We start from the raw sequence: 23,408 nt of genomic DNA, 5'->3' as shown, positions 1-23,408 counted from the left end.
TGTAGCGATGTGTGGGCTCTGCGGCTTGCTCGGCGAAGACCTGCACTGGAGCGATCCCCTGGGCGATGACCTGCCCCGGCGCCGTGAGCGCCTGCGCCGGATCGCCGCGATCAATCAGGTGCTGGCGGTGTTTCGGCTCAAGGTCGAGGACTTCCAGGGCGCCTCTTACCTGCTGCTGGGCGCCACCGGCAAACAAGCCTTGGCCAGTGGCCTGGATGCATTGTGGCAGGCGGCTGAAGACATGCTCGGCCGACCGTTGGACCCGCTTGATCCACGCTTGCTGGAGTCTCTGGAGTCATTATGAGTATCGCCCTCAACGTTATCACCGGCTTCCTCGGCAGCGGCAAAACCACCTTGCTCAAGCGTCTGCTGCAGGGTGAAAGCCTGGGCGACACAGCGTTGCTGATCAATGAATTCGGCGATGTCGGCATTGATCATCTGTTGGTGGAGGAGGTCGCGCCGGACACCGTGCTGCTGCCCAGTGGCTGCGTCTGTTGTTCGATTCGCGGCGAGTTGAAAGACGCCTTGCTCGGCCTGTGGCAACGCCGCGAGCGCGGTGAAATCCCCGCGTTCAAACGGGTGATCCTGGAAACCACCGGCCTGGCTGACCCGGCGCCGATCCTCGCCACGCTCAATAACGACGTGCAACTGCGCGGGCGTTTCCATATTGGCTTGGTGGTCACCCTGGTGGACGCCAGCCACGCCGCGCTGCAGGAGCGCTTGCACCCCGAATGGCTGGCCCAGGTCGCGGCGGCGGATCGGCTGCTGCTGAGCAAAACCGACGTGGCGGGCGACTGTGCTCCTTTGCGCAGGCATTTGCAGGCACTCAACGCCGGCACGCCGATCCTCGCGACCCAGGACATTCACAGCGGCGATCAATTGTTGCTCGGTGAGGGCTTGCGCAGCGTTGAGCCGGTTGTGGAGGTCAATCGCTGGCAGTTGCATCAAACCACCACCGCTTCCCACGGTGCAGCGCAGGTGTGTTGCCTGACGTTCGAGCAGCCGCTGGACTGGGTCGGTTTCGGGGTCTGGTTATCGATGCTGTTAAGATGCCATGGCGAACGAATCCTTCGCGTCAAAGGACTGCTCAACGTGAACGCAAGCTCGGCCCCTATCGTCATCCATGGTGTGCAGCACTGCCTGCATGCACCGGTCCATTTGCCTGCGTGGCCGGGCAGCGATCGGCAATCGCGCCTGGTCTTTATCCTGCGTGGGCTCGACCCGGCGCGGTTGCGTCACTCCTTTGAGGTGTTTTCACGGCGGTTCGCGGCATGATCACCCTACGTGTCCTCGGCACTTCGGTGACGCTGCTCGAATGCTTGCGGGTGCGTGCCGAACAGGAGCTGGGCATTCGCCTGGTGTACCAGGTGCACGATGTCGAACAGGCCCAGCGCATCGCGGTGATGCAGCCCGACAGCTACGACCTGTACGACCAGTGGTTCCACAACGTCGACTTCGTGTGGCCGGCGCGGGCGATCCAGCCCATCGACACCCGGCGGATTGCGCTGTGGCATGAGATCAACGACCTGCCCAAACGCGGTCGTCTATCGGCCAATGACCGCCTGGGCAGTGGCAGCGTGCCGAGCGAGCGCCTGTTCGTGCAGCACGACGGCAGCCTTGGCAGCACGGTGACCGAGCGCATCAGCATGTTGCCGCTGACCCATAACGCCGACAGTTTCGCCTACCGCCCCGAACGCTTGCCCGAGGGTTTCAGCCACGGCAATGAAAGCTGGGGCTGGCTGCTCGACCCGGCGTGGCGTGCGCGCACCGCGCTGCAAAGCGATGCCGCCATCGGAGCCCTCGACGCGGCGCTGGCGGTGCAGGGCGCAGGGCTGGCGCAGTTCAAGGACATCGGCAACATGAGCATCGAAGAGATCGATGTGCTCGCCGATATCCTGGTGCGCAAGCAGAAGGAGGGGCATTTCGCCGCATTCTGGTCGGATGATGAAGAGGCGGCACAACTGATGCTCAGCCCGAGTATCGATATCCAGAGCCTGTGGTCGCCGACCTTGATGCGCCTGCACCGTGCCGGCGTGAAGTACCGCCTGGCCGTGCCCCGCGAAGGCTATCGCGCCTGGTTCGGCGGCTTGTCGCTGTCCCGTCATGCGCGGGGCCCGGTGTTGGATGCGGCCTATGCCTACCTCAATTGGTGGCTGTCCGGCTGGCCCGGGGCGGTGATGGCTCGACAGGGCTACTACATCGGTAACCCGGCGCGCAGCCGTGATCATTTGACCTGCGCCGAATGGGATTACTGGTATGCCGGCAAGCCTGCGCGGGAAGAATTGCCGGGCAGCGATGGCTTGCCCCTGATCGATGTGGGCGAGGTGCGCGATGGCGGTTCTTATGAACAGCGCATGGGGCATGTCGCGGTGTGGAATTCGGTGATGGATGAGCACAACTACCTGGTGCGCCGCTGGGGGGACTTCATGCGCGCACGGAGCGCTTAATCCGCACTCTCCTCGGTCGCCAATAAAATGACAGGCAAGTTCCAGGTTCTATTGGGTGTACTTATCCCAGGTCCCAGCTAATCTGCTAAAACACAACATCCAATCAAAATGGATGTTTTTTTGACGCCAGATCAGCAGTCGCCAGGGAGGCGCATGACACAGGGACGGCTTGGCAGAGAGCGGCGAATACTGCCCGAGGGCACTGCGATGAAGTGGCGTCACACTTTTCAGACCCGCATTGCCGGGGTGTTGGCGCTGTTGCTACTGGTGGTCGTTGCGGCCACTTACTTTGCCGTACAGGCCGCCACCACTCGCGCCGTGGAGAACCAGGCCGAGGTGCAGTTGGAAACCGGCCGCCAAGTGTTCGAGCGCCTGCTGGACCTGCGCGGGCGTCGGTTGCAATCCGGGCTGGACTGGCTCACCGCCGATGGCCCGTTCATGCAAGCCGTGGCCGCCGGCCGCAGTGAACCTATCCTGGCCGAGTTGCGTCGGCATGGCGGCGGTATCAGCTCCAGCGAGGTGTTCGTGCTGGACCTGGAGGGGCAGGTCATGGTCAGTACCTTGCCGATACTCACCCGCGGTCAGCCGTTTCCCTATGACCATGCCTTGCGGCAGGCGCGACGTAGCGGGCTGCAGATGCTGATCGTGGCGATGGACGGGCAGCCTTACTTGCTGGTGCAGGATGTGGTCCTCGACCCGCAGCCCATCGCCCGGGTGGTCATGGGTTTTCCCATGGACACGCTGTTCGCCAATGAGCTGCGCTCCATGAGCAACCTGGAGGTGTCCTTCCTCAGCGTGCAGGACGGCCAGGTCGGCCGCCTGTTCACCACCCAGCCCTACGAGTACCAGGCCAGCATCATCGAGCGGCTGCGTGACGTGCACTTGAACCCCGAAGCGCAGGTCGGCGTGTTCCATGGCAAGCGTGTACTCAGCCAGGTTCTGCCGCTGGCCAATACCGGTGATGGCGACGAGGTGCGCGTCTTGCTGCAAAGCCCGCTGGACCACGCCCTGGAATCCTTTGCGCCGCTGGACCGGCAATTTCTCGGGATTGCGCTGGCCGTGCTGCTGGTAGCACTGGCGGCCGCGCTGTTCCTGGCGCGCCGCGTATCGCGGCCACTCGATGCCTTGGTGGCGGCGGCCGGGCGGATTGGGGCGGGTGACTATCGCACCGCCGTACGGGTTCGCAGCCACGACGAGTTCGGCTTGCTGGCCCGGGCCTTCAATGCGATGCAAAGCGGTATCGCCGTGCGTGAGCGGCAGTTGGCCCACAATGCCCTGCACGACCCGCTTACCGGCCTGCCCAATCGCGCCCTGGCCATGGAGCGCCTGGGCAGTGCGATCAGCGCCCGACGTCCGGTGGTGTTGTTATATATCGGCATTGAAAACTACCGGGTGATCAACGAAGGCTTCGGTCCTGAAGGTGTCGAGGATATGCTGCGCGAAGCCAGCCGCTGCTTGTCCATGAGCCTGCTGGCCAGCGACACGGCCGCGCGCATTGCCGGCAGCGAGTTTCTGCTGCTGTTGGAAAACACCGAGATCGACCGCGCCGTGGCCCGTGCCGACCACCTGTATGGGCTGCTCACCGAGCCCCAGCGCATCGGCCATGACGAAGTGCGCCATGAGGTCAGTATCGGCATCGCCGCGTACCCCGCCGACGGCCAGCAGGTGGACGAGTTGATCAGCCGCGCCGCCATCGCCCGGCATGACGCGGCGGCCTCGCCGGGCTACTTGCAGATCTACCAGCAGGACCGCGACTTGGCCCACCAGCGCCAGATCACCCTGATCCGCGATCTGCGCCGTGCGGTGATCGAGGGCGAATTGTTCCTGTGCTACCAGCCCAAGCTCGACCTCAACCAGGGCCACGTGCGCCAGGCGGAAGCGCTGTTACGCTGGCAGCATCCGACTCTGGGCCTGGTGTCGCCCAGCGAGTTCATCCCCTTGGCCGAGCGCACCGGCAGCATGGGCGCCCTGACCCTGTGGGTGATCGAAGAGGCGGTGCGGCAAATCGCCGAGTGGGGGCAACGGGGCTTGCCTATGCAGGTGTCGGTGAATATTTCCGTGGATGATCTGGCCGATGATGACCTGGCCATCCGCGTCACCGCCTTGCTGATGCAATACGAGGTGGCGGCCGAGCGGCTGATCTTTGAAATCACCGAAAGCGCGATCATGCATAACCCGCAGCAGGCGCTCAGCGTGCTGGAACAGCTGCGTGGTTGCGGCATCAGCTTGTCGGTGGATGATTTCGGCACGGGTTATTCGTCGCTGGCGCAATTGCAGCGCCTGCCGGTGCAGGAATTGAAGATCGACCAATCGTTTGTGCGCAACCTCGACAGCACCACCGGTGACGGTGTGATCGTGCGCTCGACCATCGAGATGAGCCACAACCTTGGGCTCAAGGTGGTCGCCGAGGGCGTGGAATTCGAGCCCAGCCTGAAATTGCTCAAGCAATGGAAGTGCGACACCGCCCAGGGCTACCTGATCGGCCGGCCGTTGAATGCCATGGCGTTCGAGATGTGGATGCGGCGTTGCGGCCCGATGTGGGAGGGGGCTTGCACCCGATAGCGATGTGCCAGCCAAAAAAGATTCAGCTGAAAGACCGCCATCGGGAGCAAGCCCCCTCTCACAGGCTACCGGGATTGCTTAGTCCGGCAGTTTGAACGCCATCACATAGTCACCCTGCTTGGTGCCCAGGGAGCCGTGACCGCCGGCCATGACCAGCACGTATTGCTTGCCGTCCTTGCCGGTGTAGGTCATCGGTGTGGTTTGCGCGCCTGCAGGCAGGCGGCCTTCCCACAGTTGCTTGCCGTTTTTCACATCATAGGCACGCAGGTACTGGTCCAGGGTGCCGCTGAGGAACGCTACGCCACCGGCGGTGGTGAATGTACCACCCAGGCTTGGCACACCCATGGTCAGTGGGACCGGAACCGGCGAGCTGTCGCGCACGGTGCCGTTTTTATGCATCCAGATGGTTTGGTGGGTGGTCAGGTCGACCGCTGCCACGTAACCCCAGGCCGGAGCCTGGCACGGCAGGCCCATCGGCGACAGCAGCGCTTCGAGGATCACGCCATACGGCGCGCCTTTGTTCGGCTGCACGCCTTCGGTTTCGCTGACGCGTGGGCCTTGCTTGGCGATGTCCGCAGCCGGGATCAGTTTCGATTTGAACGCCATGTAGCTCGGGTTCACGAATGCGATCTGGCGGACCGGGTCGACGGAGATACCACCCCAGTCGAACACACCGAAGTTACCGGGGTACACGATCGAGCCTTGCAGCGATGGCGGCGTGAATGGGCCGTCGTAGCGCATCGACTTGAAATCGATCCGGCAGATCAGTTGGTCAAACGGCGTCACACCCCACATGTCGCGCTCTTTGAGCGGCGGTGGCATGAAGTTCAGGTCGGACTTCGGTTGAGTCGGGGAGGTGTGATCGCCGGCCACTGCGCCTTGTGGTACAGGGATTTCGTTGATCGGTACTATCGGTTCGCCGTTGTTACGGTTCAGCACGTAGATGCTGCCTTGCTTGGTCGATGCCATTACCGCTTGCTTGACGCCGTCGGCGGTCTTGATGTCGATCAGGCTTGGCTGGCCGCCCACGTCCATGTCCCACAGGTCATGGTGAGTGAACTGGAAAGTCCACTTCACGTGGCCGGTGTCGATATCCAGTGCGGTCAGGCCGGCGCTGTATTTCTCAGAGGCCGGTGTGCGGTCGCCACCATACTGGTCGGGCATCTGGTTGCCCATCGGCAGGTACAACATGCCGAGCTTTTCATCGACGCTGAACATGGACCACATGTTCGGCGAGTTGCGGGTGTAGGTTTTGCCTTCGGCCAACGGGGTGGTGTCGTCCGGGTTGCCGCTGTCCCAGTTCCACACCAGCTTGCCGGTGTGTACGTCGAACGCGCGGATCACACCGCTTGGCTCGTCGGTGGAGACGTTGTCGGTCACGTGACCGCCGATCACGACCAGGTTCTTGGTCACGGCCGGAGGCGAAGTGGAGTAGTAACCGCCTGGAGCGAAGCTGCCGATGTTGGCACGCAGGTCGACCTGGCCTTTGTCACCGAAGTCTTCGCACATCTTGCCGGTGTCGGCGTTCAGGGCGATCAGGCGGGTGTCGGCAGTCGGCACGAAAATGCGTTTCGGGCATACGGCGCTGACCGGCGCTGGGCTCGCGCTGCCGGTAGGGCTCTGCTCGGAAGCGTACACGGCGTCATCGTGATACGACACGCCACGGCAGGTCATGTGCGCCCAACCCTTGAAGTTTGCCGCACCTTCGGTGCTCAGCTTCGGGTCGAAACGCCAGATTTCCTTGCCGGTGTCCGGGTCCAGGGCAATCACCTGGCTGTGCGGCGTGCATACATAGAGCATGCCGTTGACTTTCAGCGGGGTGTTTTCCGCGGTGGTTTCACCGGGGTCGCCAGGCCCGGGGATGTCACCGGTACGGTAGGTCCAGGCCGGCACCAGCTTGTGCGCGTTTTCCGGGGTGATCTGGGCCAGTGGCGAGTAACGATCACCGAAGGCCGAACGGCCATAGGAGTTCCATTCACCGTCGGCCTGGCTCGGTGCTGCGCTGGCCATGCCAGGTACGGCGTCACGGTCCAGTTGGCCGGTCTTGACCATTTCACCCGGGTTGGTGAATTGGCTGGCCAGCGCCGTTGCACCGGCCAATACCACGGCCACGCTCAGTGCCCCAGTGCCCAGCGGCGCCGCTTGGCCGCGCAGCAGCGGGCGGCGGAACCATGGGAGCAACATGACGATGCCCAAGGCGAACAACAGCGCCAGGCGCGGCACCAATTGCCACCAGTCCAGGCCGACTTCCCAGAGCGCCCACACGGTGCTGGCGAACAGCACCAGTGCGTACAGGCCCAGCGCAGCGCGGCGAGTAGCCAGCAGCAGCACGCCGGTCAGGGCGATGCCGATACCGGCCAGCAGGTAGTACAGCGACCCGCCGAGCATGCTCAGCTTGACGCCGCCGGCCAGCAAGGCCAGGCCCATGATCAGCAGCAAGACGCCTAGCAGCCTGGGCAGCAGGCGGCTTGGGCTTGAGGCACCATCAGTGCTCATAGTGTGTTTCTCCGTTACGTTGGAATTATGTAACCCCGTGCTTCACTGTAGATGACGATTCAGCGCGGGCTTGGTTCATCGTTGTTTTTGGTTTTTCTGGGGTGCAGCGGGGTTATCCACAGGCGGGTGATTTATTCCCAGGCGCAGGTCGGGGTAAGACAGCGCTGTCTTTAAAAAGGAAAAAATTCGGCAAGATGGGGTCGACCGCAGGCGTGAAACGTTTCAGTTTATTGCGGGCAAGGATAATGCGGCGGCGAAACAAGAGAAAGCACGAATCGCAAGATGCATCGTTTCAGTTTTGGTAACAGTGACTAAATGTCGCTGCAAAAACAGGATGAAAAAAGGGGGCTGCTGATGGCGGTGGTTCAGTCATTGGCTACAGCGACTGGAACTGCGTCATCGGGAGCAAGCCCCCTCCCACAGGGTTTGGCTGTGGTTTTAGAAGGTGGTGCGGATGCCCAATTGCACACTGCGCCCTGGAGCCGGTGCGATATCACGCAGAATCGAGCTGGCGTAGCGAACGGTCTGGTTGGTCAGGTTTTCGCCGTTCACAAACGCCAGCCACTCGCTGCCGCCCACATTGAAGCGGTAACCCGCGCTGGCGCCCAAGGTGGTGTAGCCGTCGGTGCCGCTTTCGTTAGCCGGCACACGCCCTTGACCCGCTGCATGTTCCACATCGATGCGCGCCTGCCAGCGGTCCAGTTCCCACAGCAAACCGCTGTTCAAACGCAGCGGCGCGATGCGTGGCAAGGCTTCGCCGGTGTCCAGGTTGGTGGCGCGGGTGTAATCGCCCGACAATTCCAGCGCGAATTTGCCGTACGCACCTTCGCCCAACTTCCAGTGATCCTGGGCTTCGAAGCCGGCGAAACGTGCGCGTACGCCGGAGTATTTGTACTCAGGGATCCCGCCGGCGTCTGCTTCACCTTCATCGTTCAGCGTGCGACCGCTGCCCAGCAAACCGATGTAGTTGGAGAAGCGGCTGTAGAACACGCCAAAGCTGCCCTTGTGGGTACCGTTGTCAAAACGCAGGGCCAGGTCGCTGGACACGGCTTTTTCTTTCGACAGGTTGGCATCGCCCACTTCGTAAGTGCCGGTGGCGACATGGGCGCCGTTGGCGTACAGCTCGTAGAATGTCGGGGCGCGCTCGGTGTAGCCCAGGGTGGCAGCCAGGGACCACACCGGCGTGAGGCTATACACCGCGCCTGATGACAGGCTGCCCGCGTTGAAGTCATTGGAGTGGTCGGCATTGGCGAAACGCGCGTTGCCTTTGGCATCCGGGTCGATGTGGGTGTGTTCCAGGCGCCCGCCAAGGCTGAGTTTCAGGCGCTCGGTGGCTTGCATTTCTTCGAGGATGAACAGCGCGCCGGCGTTGGTATCGGTCTGTGGCACGAAGGCTTCTTCGCCGAGGGCCGAGAACTCGTTGCGACTCACCTGGGCACCGACCACACCCTCGAACGGACCGATAGGCAGGTGACGGCCCTCGACCCGCGCTTCATAGCCCTTGTTCTTGAACGTGGTGCCGGTTTCGCCGCCTTCGATCTCACGGTGCTGGTAGTCGGTATACCCCGCGTCGACCTTCACCGAACTGAACGGGCCTTGCAGGTTGCGCAACTCGGAGGCAAAGGCGTAATGATCCTGCTTCATGCGGATACGCACGTCCTGCTCGGCGGGCGAGCCATAGTTGCTGTCGTAGTTGCTGTAGGACAGGCCGGCATAACCGTCGTCCCAGGTGTAGGAACCACCCAGCGCACCGCCGTCCTGGCGCCCGCTGCTGTTGCCCAGCCGGCCCTCTTTGCCAGGGCCGTCTTCACTTTCAGGGGCGTGACGGCTGCGTGCATAACCCGGGATTTTCAGGTCATTGAATTCCCGTGCATTGGCATCCAGATGCAAGGCGAAGGTGCCATTCCCGGCCTCCAGTTTGCCCGCGCTGCTGCGGGTGGTGTCGGCGCCGCCGTAGCGCAATTCACCGGCACCGTGGATGCCTTCGATGGCCTCGGTGGGGATGCGGTTTTCGAACGTGTTGACCACGCCCCCGATGGCACTGCCGCCGTACAGCAGCGCCGCCGGGCCGCGCACGATCTCGATGCGATCAACGTTGATCGGGTCCAGCGGCACGGCGTGGTCATAGGACAGGGACGAGGCATCCAGCGCGCCCACGCCATTGCGCAGGATGCGAATGCGGTCGCCATCCTGGCCACGAATGATCGGTCGGCTGGCGCCGGGGCCAAAGTACGAAGACGACACACCCGGTTGCTTGTTGAGGGTTTCGCCCAGGCTGCCTTTTTGTTGCAGGGTCAGGTCGTCGCCTGCGAGCACGGTGGTGGGCGAAGCGAGTTGCTCGCTGCCCAGCGGGTTGGCGGTGATGACTTGAGGTTGCAGCTCCAGGGCGTGGGTTTCGGAGCAGATCAACAAGGCGGCGGCGAGCGGGGTCAAGCGCCAGAGAGGGAAGAGGGACATCGGACATTCCTTGGCAAAACAGCGAAAAAGAGCAGGTTCAAGAGGTATCGAGATCATTACATTTGATACTTGTAGTTACAATATAACATCTCTTTTTCAGCTGGATAGCGGGAACTTTTCTCCGGGGGCTATATTCAATGCAGTGCTTCCACCTGTACGCCTCGTCGGCTAAGGTGCGCGGCTGTGTTTTCTCTTTTTGCAAAAAGGCCTGGCATGACCGCGACAAGCAATGACCCGCTCCACGGTGTGACTCTGCAACATATCCTCACCACCCTGGTGGCACATTACGATTGGGCGGGCCTGGCTGAACGCATCGATATCCGCTGCTTCAAGAGCGATCCGAGTATCAAGTCGAGCCTGACGTTCCTGCGCAAAACCCCATGGGCGCGGGAGAAAGTCGAAGGGTTGTACGTGAAGCTGATGCGCACCAAACGCCCGCTGGATTGATTCCATGAAGCGCTTTGTGGCCACGGCGGCACTGGCCGGTTGGGTCGGGTTGGCGATTCAGCAGTACCTGATTCTCTATTCGCGCTGGCTCACCGATGCCAGCCTGTTGGGCGGGTTGATCAACTTTTTCAGTTTCTTCACGGTACTGACCAATACCCTGGTGGTCGTGGTGCTGAGCTATGCACTGGTCAACCGGGATTCAGCGGCCAGGCGGTTTTTCCTGGCGCCCACGGTCAGCAGTGGGATCGCCGTGAGCATCGTCGTGGTCAGCCTGGCCTACAACCTGTTGCTGCGGCATTTGTGGAGCCCTGCAGGCTTTCAATTCATCGCCGATGAACTGCTGCATGACGTGATGCCGGTGCTGTTTTTGATCTATTGGTGGCGGTGCGTGCCCAAGGGCCATTTGCGCCTAGGGCATATCGGCGCCTGGGTGATCTACCCACTGGTGTACTTCGGCTATGTGCTGCTGCGGGGCGATTTGCTCGGGCAGTATCAGTACCCGTTCATCGATGTCGGCACCCTGGGTTATCCACAAGTGTTTGCGAATGCCGGGGGGATTCTGGCGGGGTTTGTCGCGATCGCGCTGGCGGTGGTGGGGCTGGACAGACTCATCAAGCCCCACGCCTGATTCACTCCTCGTCGCTACCGTCGGCACGCCAGTAGCCTACGGCCTTGAGGAATTCTTCATTGACCCGGTGCGTGTCCAGCAATACACGACGCACCTGGCGCGACAGTTTGCTTTCGGTCGCCACGAAGCTGTACAGCGAACCACTCGGCAGCGTCAGCGTGCGTACTGTTTCCAGCAGGTCATCCTGGCCACGGATCACCCAGATCACTTTCACGTCGGCAGCACTTTCGAGGGGTTGCCGTTCCGCCGCGTTGGCGATCTCGATCACCGCCAATACCTGGCGCCCGGCCGGCAGTTCTTCCAGGCGGCGGGCGATGGCGGGCAGGGCGGTTTCATCGCCGATCAACAGATAACTGTCGAACATATCCGGCACGATCATCGAGCCCCGAGGCCCACCGATATAGAGGTGCTGGCCGACCTGCGCCTGCTCTGCCCACGTCGAGGCAGGGCCGTCACCGTGCAGGACAAAGTCGATGTCCAGCTCGCCGATGCTCAGGTCGAAGCGCCGTGGCGTGTAGTCGCGCATGGCGGGCTGCGGGCCGTCGCCCTTGATCGTGAAGGTCGAGCTCTCCAGTGCTGCCTGTTCGGCGGCGTTCTGTGGGAACAGCAGCTTGATGTGATCGTCACTGCCCAGGCTGACAAAACCCGCCAGTTCGGGGCCGCCCAAGGTGATGCGGCGCATGCGCGGGGTGATATCCACCACCCTCAATACTTGCAGGCGGCGACGTTTGATTTCATGGGTAACGCGATGGATGGCTTGAGTATTCATTGAGCTTTCCCGTCGGCAATGGCTTGAGCGGTGCCGTTGAGCAGCGCCGCGACACGAACGATTTCTTCCGGGCTCCAGCGCCCGTGGTGCGAATGCAAGGCATGGCGCAGGTTGTGTACCGCTTCGTGGATTTCCGGCGGGCGGTCGTGACCACGAAGCGAACGTTTGCTGACGTCCAGACGCATGCGTACACCCTCCAGGGCAACGGCTTGCTCGCTTAAGAAGAGACGACCGGCGTCGGTGATTGTGTAGCGTTTTTTTCCGCCTTCGGTGTCGCCGGTGATCAGTTCGCTCTCTTCCAGAAAGGTCAGGGTCGGGTAAATCACACCAGGGCTGGGGCTGTAGGTGCCATCGAATAGGCTTTCTATCTGGCGGATCAGGTCGTAGCCATGGCACGGCTGCTCAGCGATCAGCGCCGGCAGCAGCAATTTCAGATCGCCGGGTGCAAATACCCGAGGGCCTCGGCCGCCGCGTTCGCGTCCTGGGCGTTTTTCGAAGCCGTCGTGATGATGGGGGTGGTGGGGATGATGCTCTCTCATGTGCTTGGCTCTCCGTCTTGGTTAGATATAACGTAAGATATATCTTAAGATGAGCGCAAGCCTTTCGGACGAATGGCTACCTGTCGCTGTCGCTGCGTTTACGCGTGGCAGCACCGTGAATTCATATCCGGAAAGAACTTTGTTAGTTGTATAAATGACGGGTTGTAATATTGTTCTGACGGAATGATCCACTAATAAAAGCTTTCGTTTAATTGTGAGTAGTCTTCTTCTTACAGCTAATTAATAAGTTTTGGCAAAGTGCCATATTTTTCCTATTGACTTGATCGTTGTCGGGCTACCCGATACGAGGAAATCACCTGCTTACGTGTTGGAAAACTCACGGGATACTTGTGTCGCGTTGAAACTTGCGAAGTTGTCAATGCACGTTATTGGAAACGCTAAGGCGCGTTCTGTAACGCCAACTCCTTTAAGTTAGAAAACAGGTATTCAGTCATGTTGAAAAAAATCGCCATTGCCTCGCCACTGGTTGCCGCTGTACTGGGTTCGTCCCTGGCGTTTGCCGCAGATGATGCGCGCACTTCCATCCAGATCAAGGCAGACATTCCCACCAAGCAGTTCCACGCCCAGCCGCTGGATCCCAACTTCGGTAAAGACGAAGTCATGAGCTACAACCCCGTCAGCGGTGAGCTGAGCTCGCTACGTGCAACCTTCAGCGTCAAACATACCGATGGCTCCGTGCACGCCTACATTGAAGGTGGCCCTACGGCAGCCGCGCTGTACAACGGCAGCAACAGTATTGCGCTGACCAACACCTTCAACGGCATCGTGCTGACCGCCTCACCGCAAGAAGTGGTGGATGACCCGCAATCCACCCCAGGCACCCAGGCTGACCTGGTGATTACTCCGGCCAAACCGGCGGACAACCAGAACGGCCTGTACACCGCCAACTACACCGTGATCTTCGACGCTGTGCCGCGCGCGCCGGCGCTGTAACGCCGTCGTGTCGTGGAGCGCCTGGTTGAACGCCAGGCGTTGATGAAGGAGCGGTGGCCTGTCCTGGCCGCCGCCCCGTTTGACTGCCTCGGCTGTCCGTAAAAGTGAGTATTCCGTGCATGTTTCCGATGACGCCTATCGCGGGCGCCCTGGCGCTATTGCTGTGCGCCAGCGCGCTGGCAGCGCCCTCAGCGCCTGGCACCACGCCGCGCAGCCTGTTGCTGCAGTCCAAGGAGTTGCCCAGCGATTTCGAGCAACACTTCTTCGATGTGCCGCTGGCCGTGCGCGTCGAACTCGATCAACAGTTTCTCGGCGAGGCGATGATCGTGCTGGGTCGGGATGATCGCATCACGTTACTGGCGTTCGGCGATGTTGCCGACAGTCAGTTTTCAGCCAGTGAGCGTGATAAGTGGCAGCAACTGCTGCAACAGGGCATGCCCCTGGGAAGTTGTGAGCGAAGTTGCCCGTCGCAATTGTTGGCGGTGCACTACAGTATTGAAAATTCGTTGGTATCGATCCTTACCGAAAACGTCGAGCGTAGTACAGAAGTCAAACGGTATTACGATCAGCCTGAAACAGGCAGCATGGGCCTGATCCTGAATAATCAACTCAACCTCAACGGTGGCGCCGAGGAGCAACTCGGTGGGCGCTATGGCCTGGAGGCCAGCTCCAGCGTGGGCAACTGGACCCAGGCGTTGAACCTGCAGTTGTCACGCCTCGGCGGCACCGACACCACCCTCTACCACGCTGTACACGAGCTTTATAGCCAGCGCGAACTGCAAGGCCAATTCCTGCGCCTGGGTTATTTCACCCCGGGCTCCGACGGTCTGACCCGACAGATACGTGCGTTCGGCGCCAATCCCGACACTGCCGTGGGCGTGATGTATGGCAGCTCCGACAGCCTGCTGATCAACAACCCCAAGCCCAGCGTGTACCCGATTTATGTCACCGCCAGCCGCCAGGCTTCGGTGGAGATCTACCGCAACGGCTTGCTGCTTAACAGCCAGGCCGTGGCAGCCGGGTTGCAGACCCTCGACACTCGGCCACTCCCCGGCGGTATCTACGAGGTGGAAGTGCGCCTGGTCGAAGACGGCCGCACCACCTCCACCACCCAGGAACTGGTCTACAAACCCAACAACTGGCGCAACGCCGACGAGCGCTGGCGTTACAGCAGCTTCCTCGGGCGCGAGAGCAAACTGCTGAGCAACTGGGACGAACAGGCCAGCGGCTTCATGACCTATGGTGCCAGCGCCAACTACCTGGCCCACCCCCGGGTCATCCTGGGTTTGTCGACGCGCAAGGTGCGCGAGAAGCTGCAAAATGGCGTGTCGGTCGACTGGACCCTGGCCAACGCCACCAGCGTATATGCCAATGTCTACCAGACCCAGGATCACGGCACCGGCCTGGATATCCAGGGCCTGTACAGCTACGGCCATGGCAGCCTCGTGGCCAGCCACAACCGCAGCTGGCTCGACACGCGCCGCACCTATGAAACCTTGCCCGATGGCACGCGTGTGCGGCCGCGCAGCACCTTCGTCGGGCAGGCCAGCAATTCGTCGTTGTCGATCAACCATCGCCTGAGCAACAAGAGTTCGATCAACTCCCGGCTCTCCTACAGCCAGGGCAACATCGAAGGTCTCGGCCTGGACCTGGGCTGGAACCAGCGCGGTACGGTGTTGGGCAGCGATGCCAGTTGGCGTGTTTCGGTGTTCGATCGCCCGGCCACGGCCAGTACCGGCGACAAGCGTAACCGGGGTGTCGACATCAGCGTCAGCCTCGCCCTTGGCGGCCCAGGCGAACAATGGTCGGCCAGCCTCGGCACACGCACTGCGCGCGATGGCGGCCGCGACAACAATGGCTCGCTGACCTACCAGCGCAGTCTGGATGATCACTTCCTGCAGAGCGTCTCGGCCACGGCGACGGCGGACACCTATGGCGTCGGCTTGTCCGGTCGCAGCAGCTTCCAGACCGAAGCGCTCTACGGCGACGCATTCTTGCAGCGCTCCTCGTTCAACGACAAGCTCAGCGGCGGCCTGAACCTCAATAGCACCGTTGCCGTAGGCGCGCAAAACATGGTGCTCAGCAGCCAGTACCACACCGGAGGGGCCGGGATGATCGTGGATGTCGAGACCGACCTCGACGACATCACCCTGCGCGCCGATGACCTGGCCGGTGGCAGCGCCACCTTGCGCCCCGGGCGCAACTTTGTGCCGATCACGGCTTACAAGAGCAGCACCCTGAGCTTTGACTTCGAAGGCAACCACCCGCCGGCCGCCGCTATCCAGCCGGCGCGCAGCAACTACCACTTGAACAAGGGCGGGGTGGACTATCGCAAGATCAGTGTCATGCAAACCGTCACCGTGCTCGGACGGTTGCTCGATGCCCAGGGTAAACCGCTCAAGGGCCATCACGTGATCAACCACGCCAGCCGTGGGGTCAGCGAAGTGGACGGGTTCTTCTCCCTGGAAATGCACGCCGGTACACCCACCCTGCAAGTGAGCTTTGCCAATCAATTGCTCTGCCAATTCCGCGTGGACCCAGGCACCGCCCGCCGCGAAGGCGACGTGCTGATGATCGGCGACCTCAGCTGTACGCCGGACACCCTGGCCGATGTGGTGCATGGCACGCAAACCGCCGGTTGAAACCCTTTATCCGTTGAGGTTCAAGCAATGAAACGTTTTTGCATGCTGTTAGGCGCCACGCTGTTTTCGCTGAGCAGCCACGCCGGCCCGCAGATCAATGTCGGGGTGGTCTACGACTACCTGGATGCGGAAAAAAGTACCTATATGAAGCGCGTGTTCAACGGCGGTACCTCCACGGCTTTCGTCAAGGTCAACATTCTCGAGATGATCTACGCCGCCGATGGCAGCTACCGGGAAGTGCCGTTGCAGGACCACGCCGGCGGCACTGCCCGTGACGGCCTGATGGCCAGCCCGGCGCGGCTGATCGTGCCGGCCAACGGTACCCAGGGCACGCGCTTGCTGTTCATGGGCAACCGCGACAAGGAGCGATATTTCCGCGTGCGCTTCGTGCCCGTAGTGCCACAGAGCGAAGATGAATTCGCCCTTACCGATGAAGAGCGCGCCGAATACAAAGACAACCTCGCCGCCGGTGTGCGGGTGCTCGCAGGCTACGGCACGGTGTTTTTCGTGCGCCCGAAAAACACGCGTTTCGACACCCAGGCCGATAACGCCGCCAGGCGCTACGCCCTGCACAACAACGGCAACAGCGTCGTGGTGGTGGATGAATTCAAGGACTGCCGGGTCGACGACCCGCGTGACTGCCGGCCCACCGTCAAGCACCACATCATGGCCGGTCGCAGTTTCAGCTTCGACAAGGAAGCGGGGCGCGAATACCGCTTCAACCTGATCGAAGGCTCCGCGAAGAAAACCGTTGAGATCAAGGGTTGATCCCGTGCCGAGGCAAAAAATGCTCAAGTTACTGATGTGCGCCGCTGTCTCCATCGTCAGCCTGCTGGCTGCCACTCCCAACCGGGCGGCGCTCGAGCGGGAGACTTTCGAGGTTTTTGTCGAAATTCCCACGCCGGACTTTTATGTGCTGCCGGTCGACCCGCAGTTGTTCCACCGTGAGCAACGCCTGGATTACAACCCGGTGTCGTCGCAGTTGAGCCCGCTGCGTGCGCAGTTCGATGTGAAAAATATCGGCGGTGCCATTGGTGCACGGCTTGAGGAACAGCCGTTTCTGTACAACGGCAGCGACCGTATCGACCTGCGTGTGAGTTTCAACCGGCAGGAATTGAGCCTGGACCGCAGCGAAGTGGTGTCCACCGCTGAAGCCAAGCCCGGCAGGCGCGTCCCGCTGGAAATCGTCGCGATCAAACCCGGCGACGACTACCTTCCCGGCAATTACTACGGCACGGTGCGGGTGGTGTTCGACGCTACTGCGCCGGGCTCATGAGGTTTCTTTGATGAAGTTTATTATTCGCGCCCTGTGCGCGTGGGCACTGCTGTTACCACTGGCCGCGCAGGCTCTGACCCAGGACATCACGGCGGTATTTCGCCCGGACCCGTCCAACCCCTTGCTCAACCGTTTCGTCAACACCACACCCGAGAGCGGGATCTGCCCCTGGCACATCCCTGAGCGCTGCAAGGCTCTGGGGATTTTCAGCATCCGTACCAGCGACCTGACCTTCTCATCCAGCGTGCCGATCCAGGGCGGCCATACCGACGTACGCAAAGGCGCGATGTTCAAGGTGCCCAGCGAGTGGCGCGATGTGATCGTCAGTCATGCAGTCACAGGCGCGTCGGAAACGGTGAGGATGCGCATCGCGGGTATCGGTGGTCGTTTCGATTTGTATGGAGGTGTGGGCCAAACGGTCTGGGCCAGGGGCGCCATTGGCTGGAAATATGCCCCTGCACCGTGTCTGGGGACAAACTATGGCACGGGTAACAATACGTTTTTCTTATGGTCCTGGATCACACCGCTCAACGTCGGTGCCTGTGACATGGCTGCGGTCAAGGATATCCCGGACATCCGCTATCCGGTTTTCGAGTACTCCTACGAGCTCAAAACCCCGAACCCGCTGGCGATGGACAGCGGTGTGTACACCGGCAGCATCACTTACAGCGTAGGCCCCCGGGCGGATTTCGATTTCGGTGACATCATGCAGCCCAACGACAATCAACTGACCTTTAACTTTACCCTGGACGTCGATCACCACCTCAAGGTCGAGGTGCCGCCGGGTGGCAATCGTGTGCAACTCGAACCCCAGGAGGGCTGGCAGGCGTGGTTGAAAAACGGACGCAAACCCACGCGACTGTTCCGCGACCAGACCGTCAACCTGTGGGCCAGCTCGCCATTCAAGATGACCCTGGAATGCGGCGAGCCCATGGGCAATACCTGCAGTATGCGCAACGCCGCCGGCCATCAAGTCCCGCTGGACGTCGCCGTCACCTTGCCCGTCGGGTTGAACGACAGCGTCGGGCGCCCGGTCAACCGGCTGCCCTTGCGCCTGGACGGTGTGGGCACCCAGTTGTTCCAGCCGACCCGGTACATCGACCGCAAGCCCAGCACCCTGCACTTTGAGATCAAGGCGGACAGCGTGTCGCAGATGCTCGATCACGGGGGGGGCAGCGCCTATTCAGGTACGGCCACCGTCGTGTGGGACTCGGGGTTGTAGGCGTTTGCCGAGCCCCAGGTCCTTGCGCCGGCTTCGCCATTAGCCTGGCGGTTTTCCGCGGCCGGTACGCATTGGGTATGGCTACCCGGTTGCAGGTACGGCATCAGGATCGGCGCCATGCCTTTGAGCACTTGCACCGGCAAGGCCGAAGTGAAGGTGAAGTGTTCCGCCGAGCGGCCAGGGACGAAGGCGGTCAGCGTGCCGAAATGGCTATCGCCCAGGTAGAACACAAAGGTCGCGGTGCGGTTGATCGACTTGGAGCTGATCACCCGGCCGCCGGCGCCGATGGCTTCGATGCGGTTGTCGCCGGTACCGGTCTTGCCGCCCATGGCCAGCGGGGTGCCGTCGGCCAGTTTGAAACTGCCGGAGACGCGTTTTGCCGTCCCCGCATCCACCACCTGGGACAGCGCGCCGCGCAGGGCTTGCGCCACCGCCACCGGCATGACCCGCTTGCCGGGCGCGGGGTCGTTGATCAGGCGGGTTTCATAGGGCGTGTCGGCGCCAAAGTGCAGGCTGTCGATGCGCAGCACCTTGGAGCGCACGCCGTCGTTGAGGATGATGCCCATCAGTTCCGCCAGCGCCGCAGGTCGGTCACCGGAGCTGCCGATGGCGGTTGCCAGGGAGGGCACCAAGTGATCGAAGGGATAGCCGACCGCCTGCCAGCGCTGATGGATATCGAGAAACGCCTCGATCTCCAGCATGGTGCGAATACGGCTGTCGCGGGCGCTTTGATGGCGGCTCTTGAACAGCCAGCTGTAGACTTCCTGGCGCTCGAACTGACTGGCTTTCACGGCCTCGCCGAAGGTCGCGTCGGGATGGTTGAGCAGGTAGCCGAGCAGCCACAGGTCCAGCGGATGGACCTTGGCGATGAAGCCTTGGTCGGGCAAGTCATAGCTGCCGGGGCGGTAGTCTTGATAGAGCTTGGCCAGGCGCTCATCACTGAGCTTGCCGACGTCCTTGCTGCCGGCCAGGTGCGAGCGCACGAAGCGGTTGAAGCTTTCCTGGCTCGCGTCGGGCAGCAGGTAACGATGCACAGCCGCCAGGCGGATCGGCGTCGCACGGACACTGTCGAGGAACGTATCGAGGCGGGCCTGGGTGTCTTTTTTCTGGTACTTCTTCCAGAACCTGAGCAGGAACGCGGTGCCTTCGCGGTCGGCGAATCTGGCCAGGTATTCCTGGCGCCGAGGGTCGTTGTCGTCCTTGAGCAACTGCGCGCTGTTGTTGGGGCCTGCGTAGGTGGTGTAGCGCACGATATCGCGCATCAGGCGAATGAACGGCAGGTTGATCGATTCGCGCAAGGCGTCGCGCAGGGTGGGGCTGCGGCCATTGTCCTGGCTGCGAAAGTTATGGAAGTGATGCAGGCCGCCCCCGGTGAAAAAACCTTCCGCCGGGTTGGCCGAGTAGGTGCGGTCAAGGGCGGCGTCGAGCATTTTTTCCAGGCTTTTGTCCGAGGTCTGGATCAGGTAGTCGATGGCCCACCGGCTGAGGCGGTCCTGATCGTTGATCGGCACTTTTTTCAACGCGGCGGGGGATTGCGCCGCATATTGGTCGTGCAGCTCACTGACGATTTGCAAGTAGGTGGTGAGCACCCGCAGCTTGGCCGTGGAGCCCAACTCCAGCTTGCTGCCTTCATTGATATCAAACGGTTGGTCGGTGTTATCGGTCTGTACCCTGACCCGTGAACCGTCCGGGGTCAGCTCGAACAGGGTAAAGCTGTAGCGCACTTGAGGCGTGCTGGCGGCGGTCAGCAGGCGTTCGCCGAGCAGGCCGAGCTGGCGCGCATAGTCAGGGTCGGCCAGGTGCTTGAGGTAATCGCTGACCTGGGTCTGCAGGGAACCTTGCAAGGTACTGGTCGCCGACAGGTCCAGGCGGTCGAGGTCGTACAGCGGGCGATTGAGCAACGCGGCAACCCGGCTGCGCGCGACGCTGATGCCCTTGTTAGTTTCAATCGGTTGCACCGTGGGTTGTTGCACCCAGTCGCGATAGCTGAGCGTGGCGCCAAGGGCCGCGTTGAGCAGTGGCGCGTCGATCACGCCGTTCTGGGCCAGCAATCGCAGATGGCTGTCGGTGAGTTGCGCCAGTTCGTCACGCCCCTTGACCAGGTAATGTGAAGGGCGGCGCTGGGCGATGATCAGCGCCAGCACCTCGCGCAAGGCCAGCGCTTTGGCTCGCAGGTCATTGCCCACCAGCGCCTGGTTGACCTGGTTGAAATCGGCGCCGAACCACACCCGCAAACCTTCGGCCAGGCCGTGCACCTCACCGTGCCCCGGCACGGCCGACAGCGGCACGCTGTTGAGGTAGTCGCGCACGATATTCTGCCGTGCGATCGCGGTGTCCGGCCCCGCCTGGTAAGCCCGTACGCCGGCGGAAAACATCTGCCGCAGTTTCTCCGCGCCGGAAAGGGTCAGGCCATCCGGGGAGTGCCGGTACTTTTCCAACTGGGTCGCCAGGGTACTGCCGCCGGCACTCTGGCCGGGCAGGTGCAGGGTCTTGGCCACTTGCGACCAGGCCGCCTTGGCAAAGCGCGGCCAGTCGACGGCGGGGTTGGCCTGTGGGGCGGCGGGGTCGAGCAGGTCACGGTTTTCGATAAACAGCAGGCTGTTGACTACCAGCGGCGGAATGGCGGCGAAGCTGGCGTAGAGCTGTTGCGGGTAGGTGTATTGGTACAGCGGCAGCGCCTGGCAATCGGTGAGCGACAAACCGGCCTGGATTTTTTCCGCGTAGGGCACGAACAGCCCCTGGCGGGTGTAATCCATCAATTGGGGGGAGAAGCGCGTTTGGGATTGCACGACGTAACCGCGTTTGAGCAAGCGGGCCAGGAAGTCGTCGAGGTCGCTGTAGCCCAGGCGTCGATCAAACGGTCCGGGGCCTGGGTACACGATGGTATCACTGCGACCGTCGGCCAGCCGGTAGGTCAGTTGGTTGGCCAGCCTGCTCAATTGCTCGGCTTGCAGGCGTGAAGTGCGCATCTCTCTGGCAGCGGCAAAGCCCAGGGCCACCAACGCCATCAGCACGATCAGCCAGAACAGCCGGCGCCCGTAGCGGGGCCTGGGTTTATTTTGGGGTAAAGGCGCTGGTTCCGAACTGCCTTGTAGTTTCGCAGCCTTGGTCGATTCGGTTTGCCATAGTGCGCCCATAGTCGATTGATCCATTCACGCAGATTGATCGGACTTGTTTGAAGCTTAGACGGTGTGGGCTTGATGTGAGGAAATTGTATTTTTTGCGTGGGAAGCTTCTGAATCAGCCCTTGAGTGAACGACGGCAGCTGCGGCGATTGGTCGCCGGGTATAGGTCATATGCGCCTGTGAAATTGCATTATTGTGGGCGCTTCCACTAAATTGACTGGCTTTTACAGTGAAAGGCACTGGTCGAGGCTTTTTATACTGCACGGCCCATCGTCTTGCCCTGCAAGGCGGGGCTGTTCATGAGACGGCCCCGGTTTCGATTTCCGCCTGGCCTTACCGGCAACGGCGTGTGAAACGCGACGGGCTATCCAATAACAAGATGAGGTTGTATCCCTATGCCAGTCGGCAACCCCCTGCCCCATGGCGAGACCGCTCAAGGCGGCCCGCTCAAACGCGAACTCGGTGAGCGACATATTCGCTTGATGGCACTCGGCGCCTGCATCGGCGTCGGTCTGTTCCTGGGTTCGGCAAAGGCCATTGAAATGGCCGGTCCGGCGATCATGCTGTCGTACATCATCGGCGGCCTGGCGATCCTGGTGATCATGCGTGCGCTCGGCGAGATGGCCGTGCACAACCCTGTCGCCGGTTCGTTCAGCCGTTATGCACAGGATTATCTCGGCCCGCTGGCGGGCTTCCTGACCGGCTGGAACTACTGGTTCCTGTGGCTGGTGACCTGTGTCGCGGAAATCACGGCGGTCGCGGTGTACATGGGCGTGTGGTTCCCCGATACGCCGCGCTGGATCTGGGCCTTGGCGGCGCTGATCAGCATGGGCACCATCAATCTGATCGCGGTCAAGGCGTTCGGTGAGTTCGAATTCTGGTTTGCCCTGATCAAGATCGTCACGATCATTGCGATGGTCATCGGCGGCGTCGGCATCATTGCGTTCGGCTTCGGCAACGATGGCGTGGCACTGGGTATTTCCAACCTGTGGGCCCACGGCGGTTTCATGCCCAATGGCGTGCAGGGCGTCCTGATGTCCTTGCAAATGGTCATGTTCGCCTACCTGGGCGTGGAGATGATCGGCCTGACCGCCGGTGAAGCGAAGAACCCGCAGAAGACCATCCCCAGCGCAATCGGCTCGGTGTTCTGGCGCATCCTGCTGTTCTATGTGGGGGCGCTGTTTGTGATTCTGTCGATCTACCCGTGGAATGCGATCGGTACCCAAGGCAGCCCGTTCGTGATGACCTTCGAGCGTCTGGGGATCAAGACCGCCGCCGGCATCATCAACTTTGTGGTGATCACCGCGGCCCTGTCGTCGTGCAACGGCGGTATCTTCAGCACCGGGCGCATGCTTTACAGCTTGGCGCAGAACGGCCAGGCCCCGGCGACCTTCGCCAAGACCTCGAACAACGGTGTGCCGCGTCGCGCCTTGCTGTTGTCGATCTTCGCGCTGCTGCTGGGCGTGTTGCTCAACTACCTGGTGCCGGAAAAAGTCTTTGTCTGGGTCACCTCCATCGCTACCTTCGGCGCGATCTGGACCTGGCTGATGATCCTGCTGGCCCAGCTTAAATTCCGTAAAAGCTTGAGCGCCGCCGAACAGGCCGGGTTGAAATACCGCATGTGGTTGTACCCGGTCAGTTCGTACCTGGCGCTGGCGTTCCTGGTGTTGGTCGTGGGGTTGATGGCGTACTTCCCGGACACCCGCGTGGCGCTGTATGTGGGGCCGGTGTTCCTGGTGCTGCTGACGCTTGTGTTCTATGCCTTCAAGTTGCGGCCGAGCGACGCGAGTGAGGGTGTGCCACGCTCTGTTTAGTGCGGGGGGAGCGAGTTCGCTCCCCTGGCG

Annotated in this window: 17 protein-coding genes; 12 read left to right on the top strand and 5 right to left on the bottom strand. The window is 61.7% G+C overall.

Annotated elements, in window-relative coordinates:
- Nucleotides 1-7 precede the first annotated feature (7 nt).
- The 4 genes from JBE38_RS14240 (at nt 8) to JBE38_RS14225 (ending at nt 5,009) form a co-directional block, all read left to right on the top strand.
- Nucleotides 8-304, top strand: coding sequence for a hypothetical protein (locus tag JBE38_RS14240; protein WP_205344529.1), 297 nt, complete (start codon nt 8-10; stop codon nt 302-304).
- Nucleotides 301-1,275 carry a CobW family GTP-binding protein gene (locus tag JBE38_RS14235; protein ID WP_090366539.1) on the top strand — a complete coding sequence of 325 codons (975 nt, stop codon included), beginning with the start codon at nt 301-303 and terminating at the stop codon, nt 1,273-1,275. The genes JBE38_RS14240 and JBE38_RS14235 overlap by 4 nt, the downstream gene beginning before the upstream one ends.
- Nucleotides 1,272-2,447, top strand: coding sequence for an ABC transporter substrate-binding protein (locus JBE38_RS14230; RefSeq protein WP_060754470.1), 1,176 nt, complete (start codon nt 1,272-1,274; stop codon nt 2,445-2,447). The genes JBE38_RS14235 and JBE38_RS14230 overlap by 4 nt, the downstream gene beginning before the upstream one ends.
- A gap of 207 nt (nt 2,448-2,654) precedes the next feature.
- Nucleotides 2,655-5,009 carry a putative bifunctional diguanylate cyclase/phosphodiesterase gene (locus JBE38_RS14225; protein WP_205344528.1) on the top strand — a complete coding sequence of 785 codons (2,355 nt, stop codon included), beginning with the start codon at nt 2,655-2,657 and terminating at the stop codon, nt 5,007-5,009.
- Between the two features lie 78 nt (nt 5,010-5,087).
- On the opposite strand, the gene JBE38_RS14220 is transcribed toward JBE38_RS14225, so the two are convergent.
- Both JBE38_RS14220 and JBE38_RS14215 read right to left on the bottom strand, forming a co-directional pair.
- Nucleotides 5,088-7,505, bottom strand: a complete 2,418-nt coding sequence (locus tag JBE38_RS14220) for a glucose/quinate/shikimate family membrane-bound PQQ-dependent dehydrogenase (protein ID WP_090366528.1) — start codon at nt 7,503-7,505, stop codon at nt 5,088-5,090.
- 438 nt (nt 7,506-7,943) lie between these two features.
- Complete coding sequence (locus JBE38_RS14215) at nt 7,944-9,962, bottom strand: TonB-dependent receptor (protein ID WP_205344527.1); 2,019 nt, start codon at nt 9,960-9,962, stop codon at nt 7,944-7,946.
- Nucleotides 9,963-10,175: 213 nt separating this feature from the next.
- Here JBE38_RS14215 and JBE38_RS14210 point away from each other — a divergent pair, with 213 nt between their 5' ends.
- Together JBE38_RS14210 and JBE38_RS14205 are read left to right on the top strand one after the other, a co-directional pair.
- Complete coding sequence (locus JBE38_RS14210; RefSeq protein ID WP_060754466.1) at nt 10,176-10,409, top strand: VF530 family protein; 234 nt, start codon at nt 10,176-10,178, stop codon at nt 10,407-10,409.
- A 4-nt stretch (nt 10,410-10,413) separates the two neighbouring features.
- Nucleotides 10,414-11,037, top strand: a complete 624-nt coding sequence (locus JBE38_RS14205; protein WP_205344526.1) for a Pr6Pr family membrane protein — start codon at nt 10,414-10,416, stop codon at nt 11,035-11,037.
- 1 nt (nt 11,038) lies between these two features.
- Here the strand turns inward: JBE38_RS14205 and JBE38_RS14200 are convergent, their stop codons facing one another.
- Both JBE38_RS14200 and JBE38_RS14195 read right to left on the bottom strand, forming a co-directional pair.
- Nucleotides 11,039-11,806, bottom strand: a complete 768-nt coding sequence (locus tag JBE38_RS14200; RefSeq protein WP_205344525.1) for a siderophore-interacting protein — start codon at nt 11,804-11,806, stop codon at nt 11,039-11,041.
- Complete coding sequence (locus JBE38_RS14195) at nt 11,803-12,345, bottom strand: PadR family transcriptional regulator (protein ID WP_060754463.1); 543 nt, start codon at nt 12,343-12,345, stop codon at nt 11,803-11,805. Before JBE38_RS14195 ends, JBE38_RS14200 begins: the two co-directional genes overlap by 4 nt.
- A 453-nt stretch (nt 12,346-12,798) precedes the next feature.
- Here JBE38_RS14195 and JBE38_RS14190 point away from each other — a divergent pair, with 453 nt between their 5' ends.
- From JBE38_RS14190 to JBE38_RS14170, 5 genes are all read left to right on the top strand, one after another.
- A complete protein-coding gene (locus JBE38_RS14190; protein ID WP_090366521.1) occupies nt 12,799-13,299 on the top strand; it encodes a CS1 type fimbrial major subunit in 501 nt (166 codons plus the stop codon).
- A 119-nt stretch (nt 13,300-13,418) separates the two neighbouring features.
- Nucleotides 13,419-15,941, top strand: a complete 2,523-nt coding sequence (locus JBE38_RS14185; protein ID WP_205344524.1) for a TcfC E-set like domain-containing protein — start codon at nt 13,419-13,421, stop codon at nt 15,939-15,941.
- Between the two features lie 27 nt (nt 15,942-15,968).
- On the top strand, nt 15,969-16,709 hold the full coding sequence (locus JBE38_RS14180) for a molecular chaperone (RefSeq protein WP_126870592.1): 741 nt from the start codon (nt 15,969-15,971) through the stop codon (nt 16,707-16,709).
- A gap of 19 nt (nt 16,710-16,728) precedes the next feature.
- Nucleotides 16,729-17,217 (top strand): CS1 type fimbrial major subunit, encoded by a 489-nt coding sequence (locus JBE38_RS14175; RefSeq protein ID WP_126870593.1) that lies wholly within the window; start codon nt 16,729-16,731, stop codon nt 17,215-17,217.
- A 10-nt stretch (nt 17,218-17,227) separates the two neighbouring features.
- Nucleotides 17,228-18,439 carry a hypothetical protein gene (locus JBE38_RS14170; protein ID WP_205344523.1) on the top strand — a complete coding sequence of 404 codons (1,212 nt, stop codon included), beginning with the start codon at nt 17,228-17,230 and terminating at the stop codon, nt 18,437-18,439.
- Here the strand turns inward: JBE38_RS14170 and JBE38_RS14165 are convergent.
- Nucleotides 18,397-21,576, bottom strand: a complete 3,180-nt coding sequence (locus tag JBE38_RS14165) for a transglycosylase domain-containing protein (RefSeq protein WP_205344522.1) — start codon at nt 21,574-21,576, stop codon at nt 18,397-18,399. The genes JBE38_RS14170 and JBE38_RS14165 overlap by 43 nt on opposite strands.
- Before the next feature lie 383 nt (nt 21,577-21,959).
- On the opposite strand from JBE38_RS14165, the gene JBE38_RS14160 reads away from it, so the two are divergent.
- A complete protein-coding gene (locus JBE38_RS14160) occupies nt 21,960-23,378 on the top strand; it encodes an amino acid permease (protein ID WP_205344521.1) in 1,419 nt (472 codons plus the stop codon).
- Nucleotides 23,379-23,408 lie beyond the last annotated feature (30 nt).

Origin of the sequence: Pseudomonas sp. ICBG1301 (assembly GCF_016918385.1) — a bacterium.
Lineage (GTDB): Bacteria > Pseudomonadota > Gammaproteobacteria > Pseudomonadales > Pseudomonadaceae > Aquipseudomonas > Aquipseudomonas palleroniana.
This window is presented reverse-complemented; position numbering and strand designations above follow the sequence as displayed.

Coding starts and splice junctions, on each gene's coding strand:
- JBE38_RS14225 (WP_205344528.1), top strand. CDS start 2,655: ATGAAGTGGCGTCACACTTTTCAGACCCGCATTGCCGGGGTGTTGGCG.
- JBE38_RS14190 (WP_090366521.1), top strand. CDS start 12,799: ATGTTGAAAAAAATCGCCATTGCCTCGCCACTGGTTGCCGCTGTACTG.
- JBE38_RS14230 (WP_060754470.1), top strand. CDS start 1,272: ATGATCACCCTACGTGTCCTCGGCACTTCGGTGACGCTGCTCGAATGC.
- JBE38_RS14210 (WP_060754466.1), top strand. CDS start 10,176: ATGACCGCGACAAGCAATGACCCGCTCCACGGTGTGACTCTGCAACAT.
- JBE38_RS14180 (WP_126870592.1), top strand. CDS start 15,969: ATGAAACGTTTTTGCATGCTGTTAGGCGCCACGCTGTTTTCGCTGAGC.
- JBE38_RS14220 (WP_090366528.1), bottom strand. CDS start 7,505: ATGAGCACTGATGGTGCCTCAAGCCCAAGCCGCCTGCTGCCCAGGCTG.
- JBE38_RS14240 (WP_205344529.1), top strand. CDS start 8: ATGTGTGGGCTCTGCGGCTTGCTCGGCGAAGACCTGCACTGGAGCGAT.
- JBE38_RS14170 (WP_205344523.1), top strand. CDS start 17,228: ATGAAGTTTATTATTCGCGCCCTGTGCGCGTGGGCACTGCTGTTACCA.
- JBE38_RS14235 (WP_090366539.1), top strand. CDS start 301: ATGAGTATCGCCCTCAACGTTATCACCGGCTTCCTCGGCAGCGGCAAA.
- JBE38_RS14215 (WP_205344527.1), bottom strand. CDS start 9,962: ATGTCCCTCTTCCCTCTCTGGCGCTTGACCCCGCTCGCCGCCGCCTTG.
- JBE38_RS14175 (WP_126870593.1), top strand. CDS start 16,729: ATGCTCAAGTTACTGATGTGCGCCGCTGTCTCCATCGTCAGCCTGCTG.
- JBE38_RS14165 (WP_205344522.1), bottom strand. CDS start 21,576: ATGGGCGCACTATGGCAAACCGAATCGACCAAGGCTGCGAAACTACAA.
- JBE38_RS14160 (WP_205344521.1), top strand. CDS start 21,960: ATGCCAGTCGGCAACCCCCTGCCCCATGGCGAGACCGCTCAAGGCGGC.
- JBE38_RS14195 (WP_060754463.1), bottom strand. CDS start 12,345: ATGAGAGAGCATCATCCCCACCACCCCCATCATCACGACGGCTTCGAA.
- JBE38_RS14185 (WP_205344524.1), top strand. CDS start 13,419: ATGTTTCCGATGACGCCTATCGCGGGCGCCCTGGCGCTATTGCTGTGC.
- JBE38_RS14205 (WP_205344526.1), top strand. CDS start 10,414: ATGAAGCGCTTTGTGGCCACGGCGGCACTGGCCGGTTGGGTCGGGTTG.
- JBE38_RS14200 (WP_205344525.1), bottom strand. CDS start 11,806: ATGAATACTCAAGCCATCCATCGCGTTACCCATGAAATCAAACGTCGC.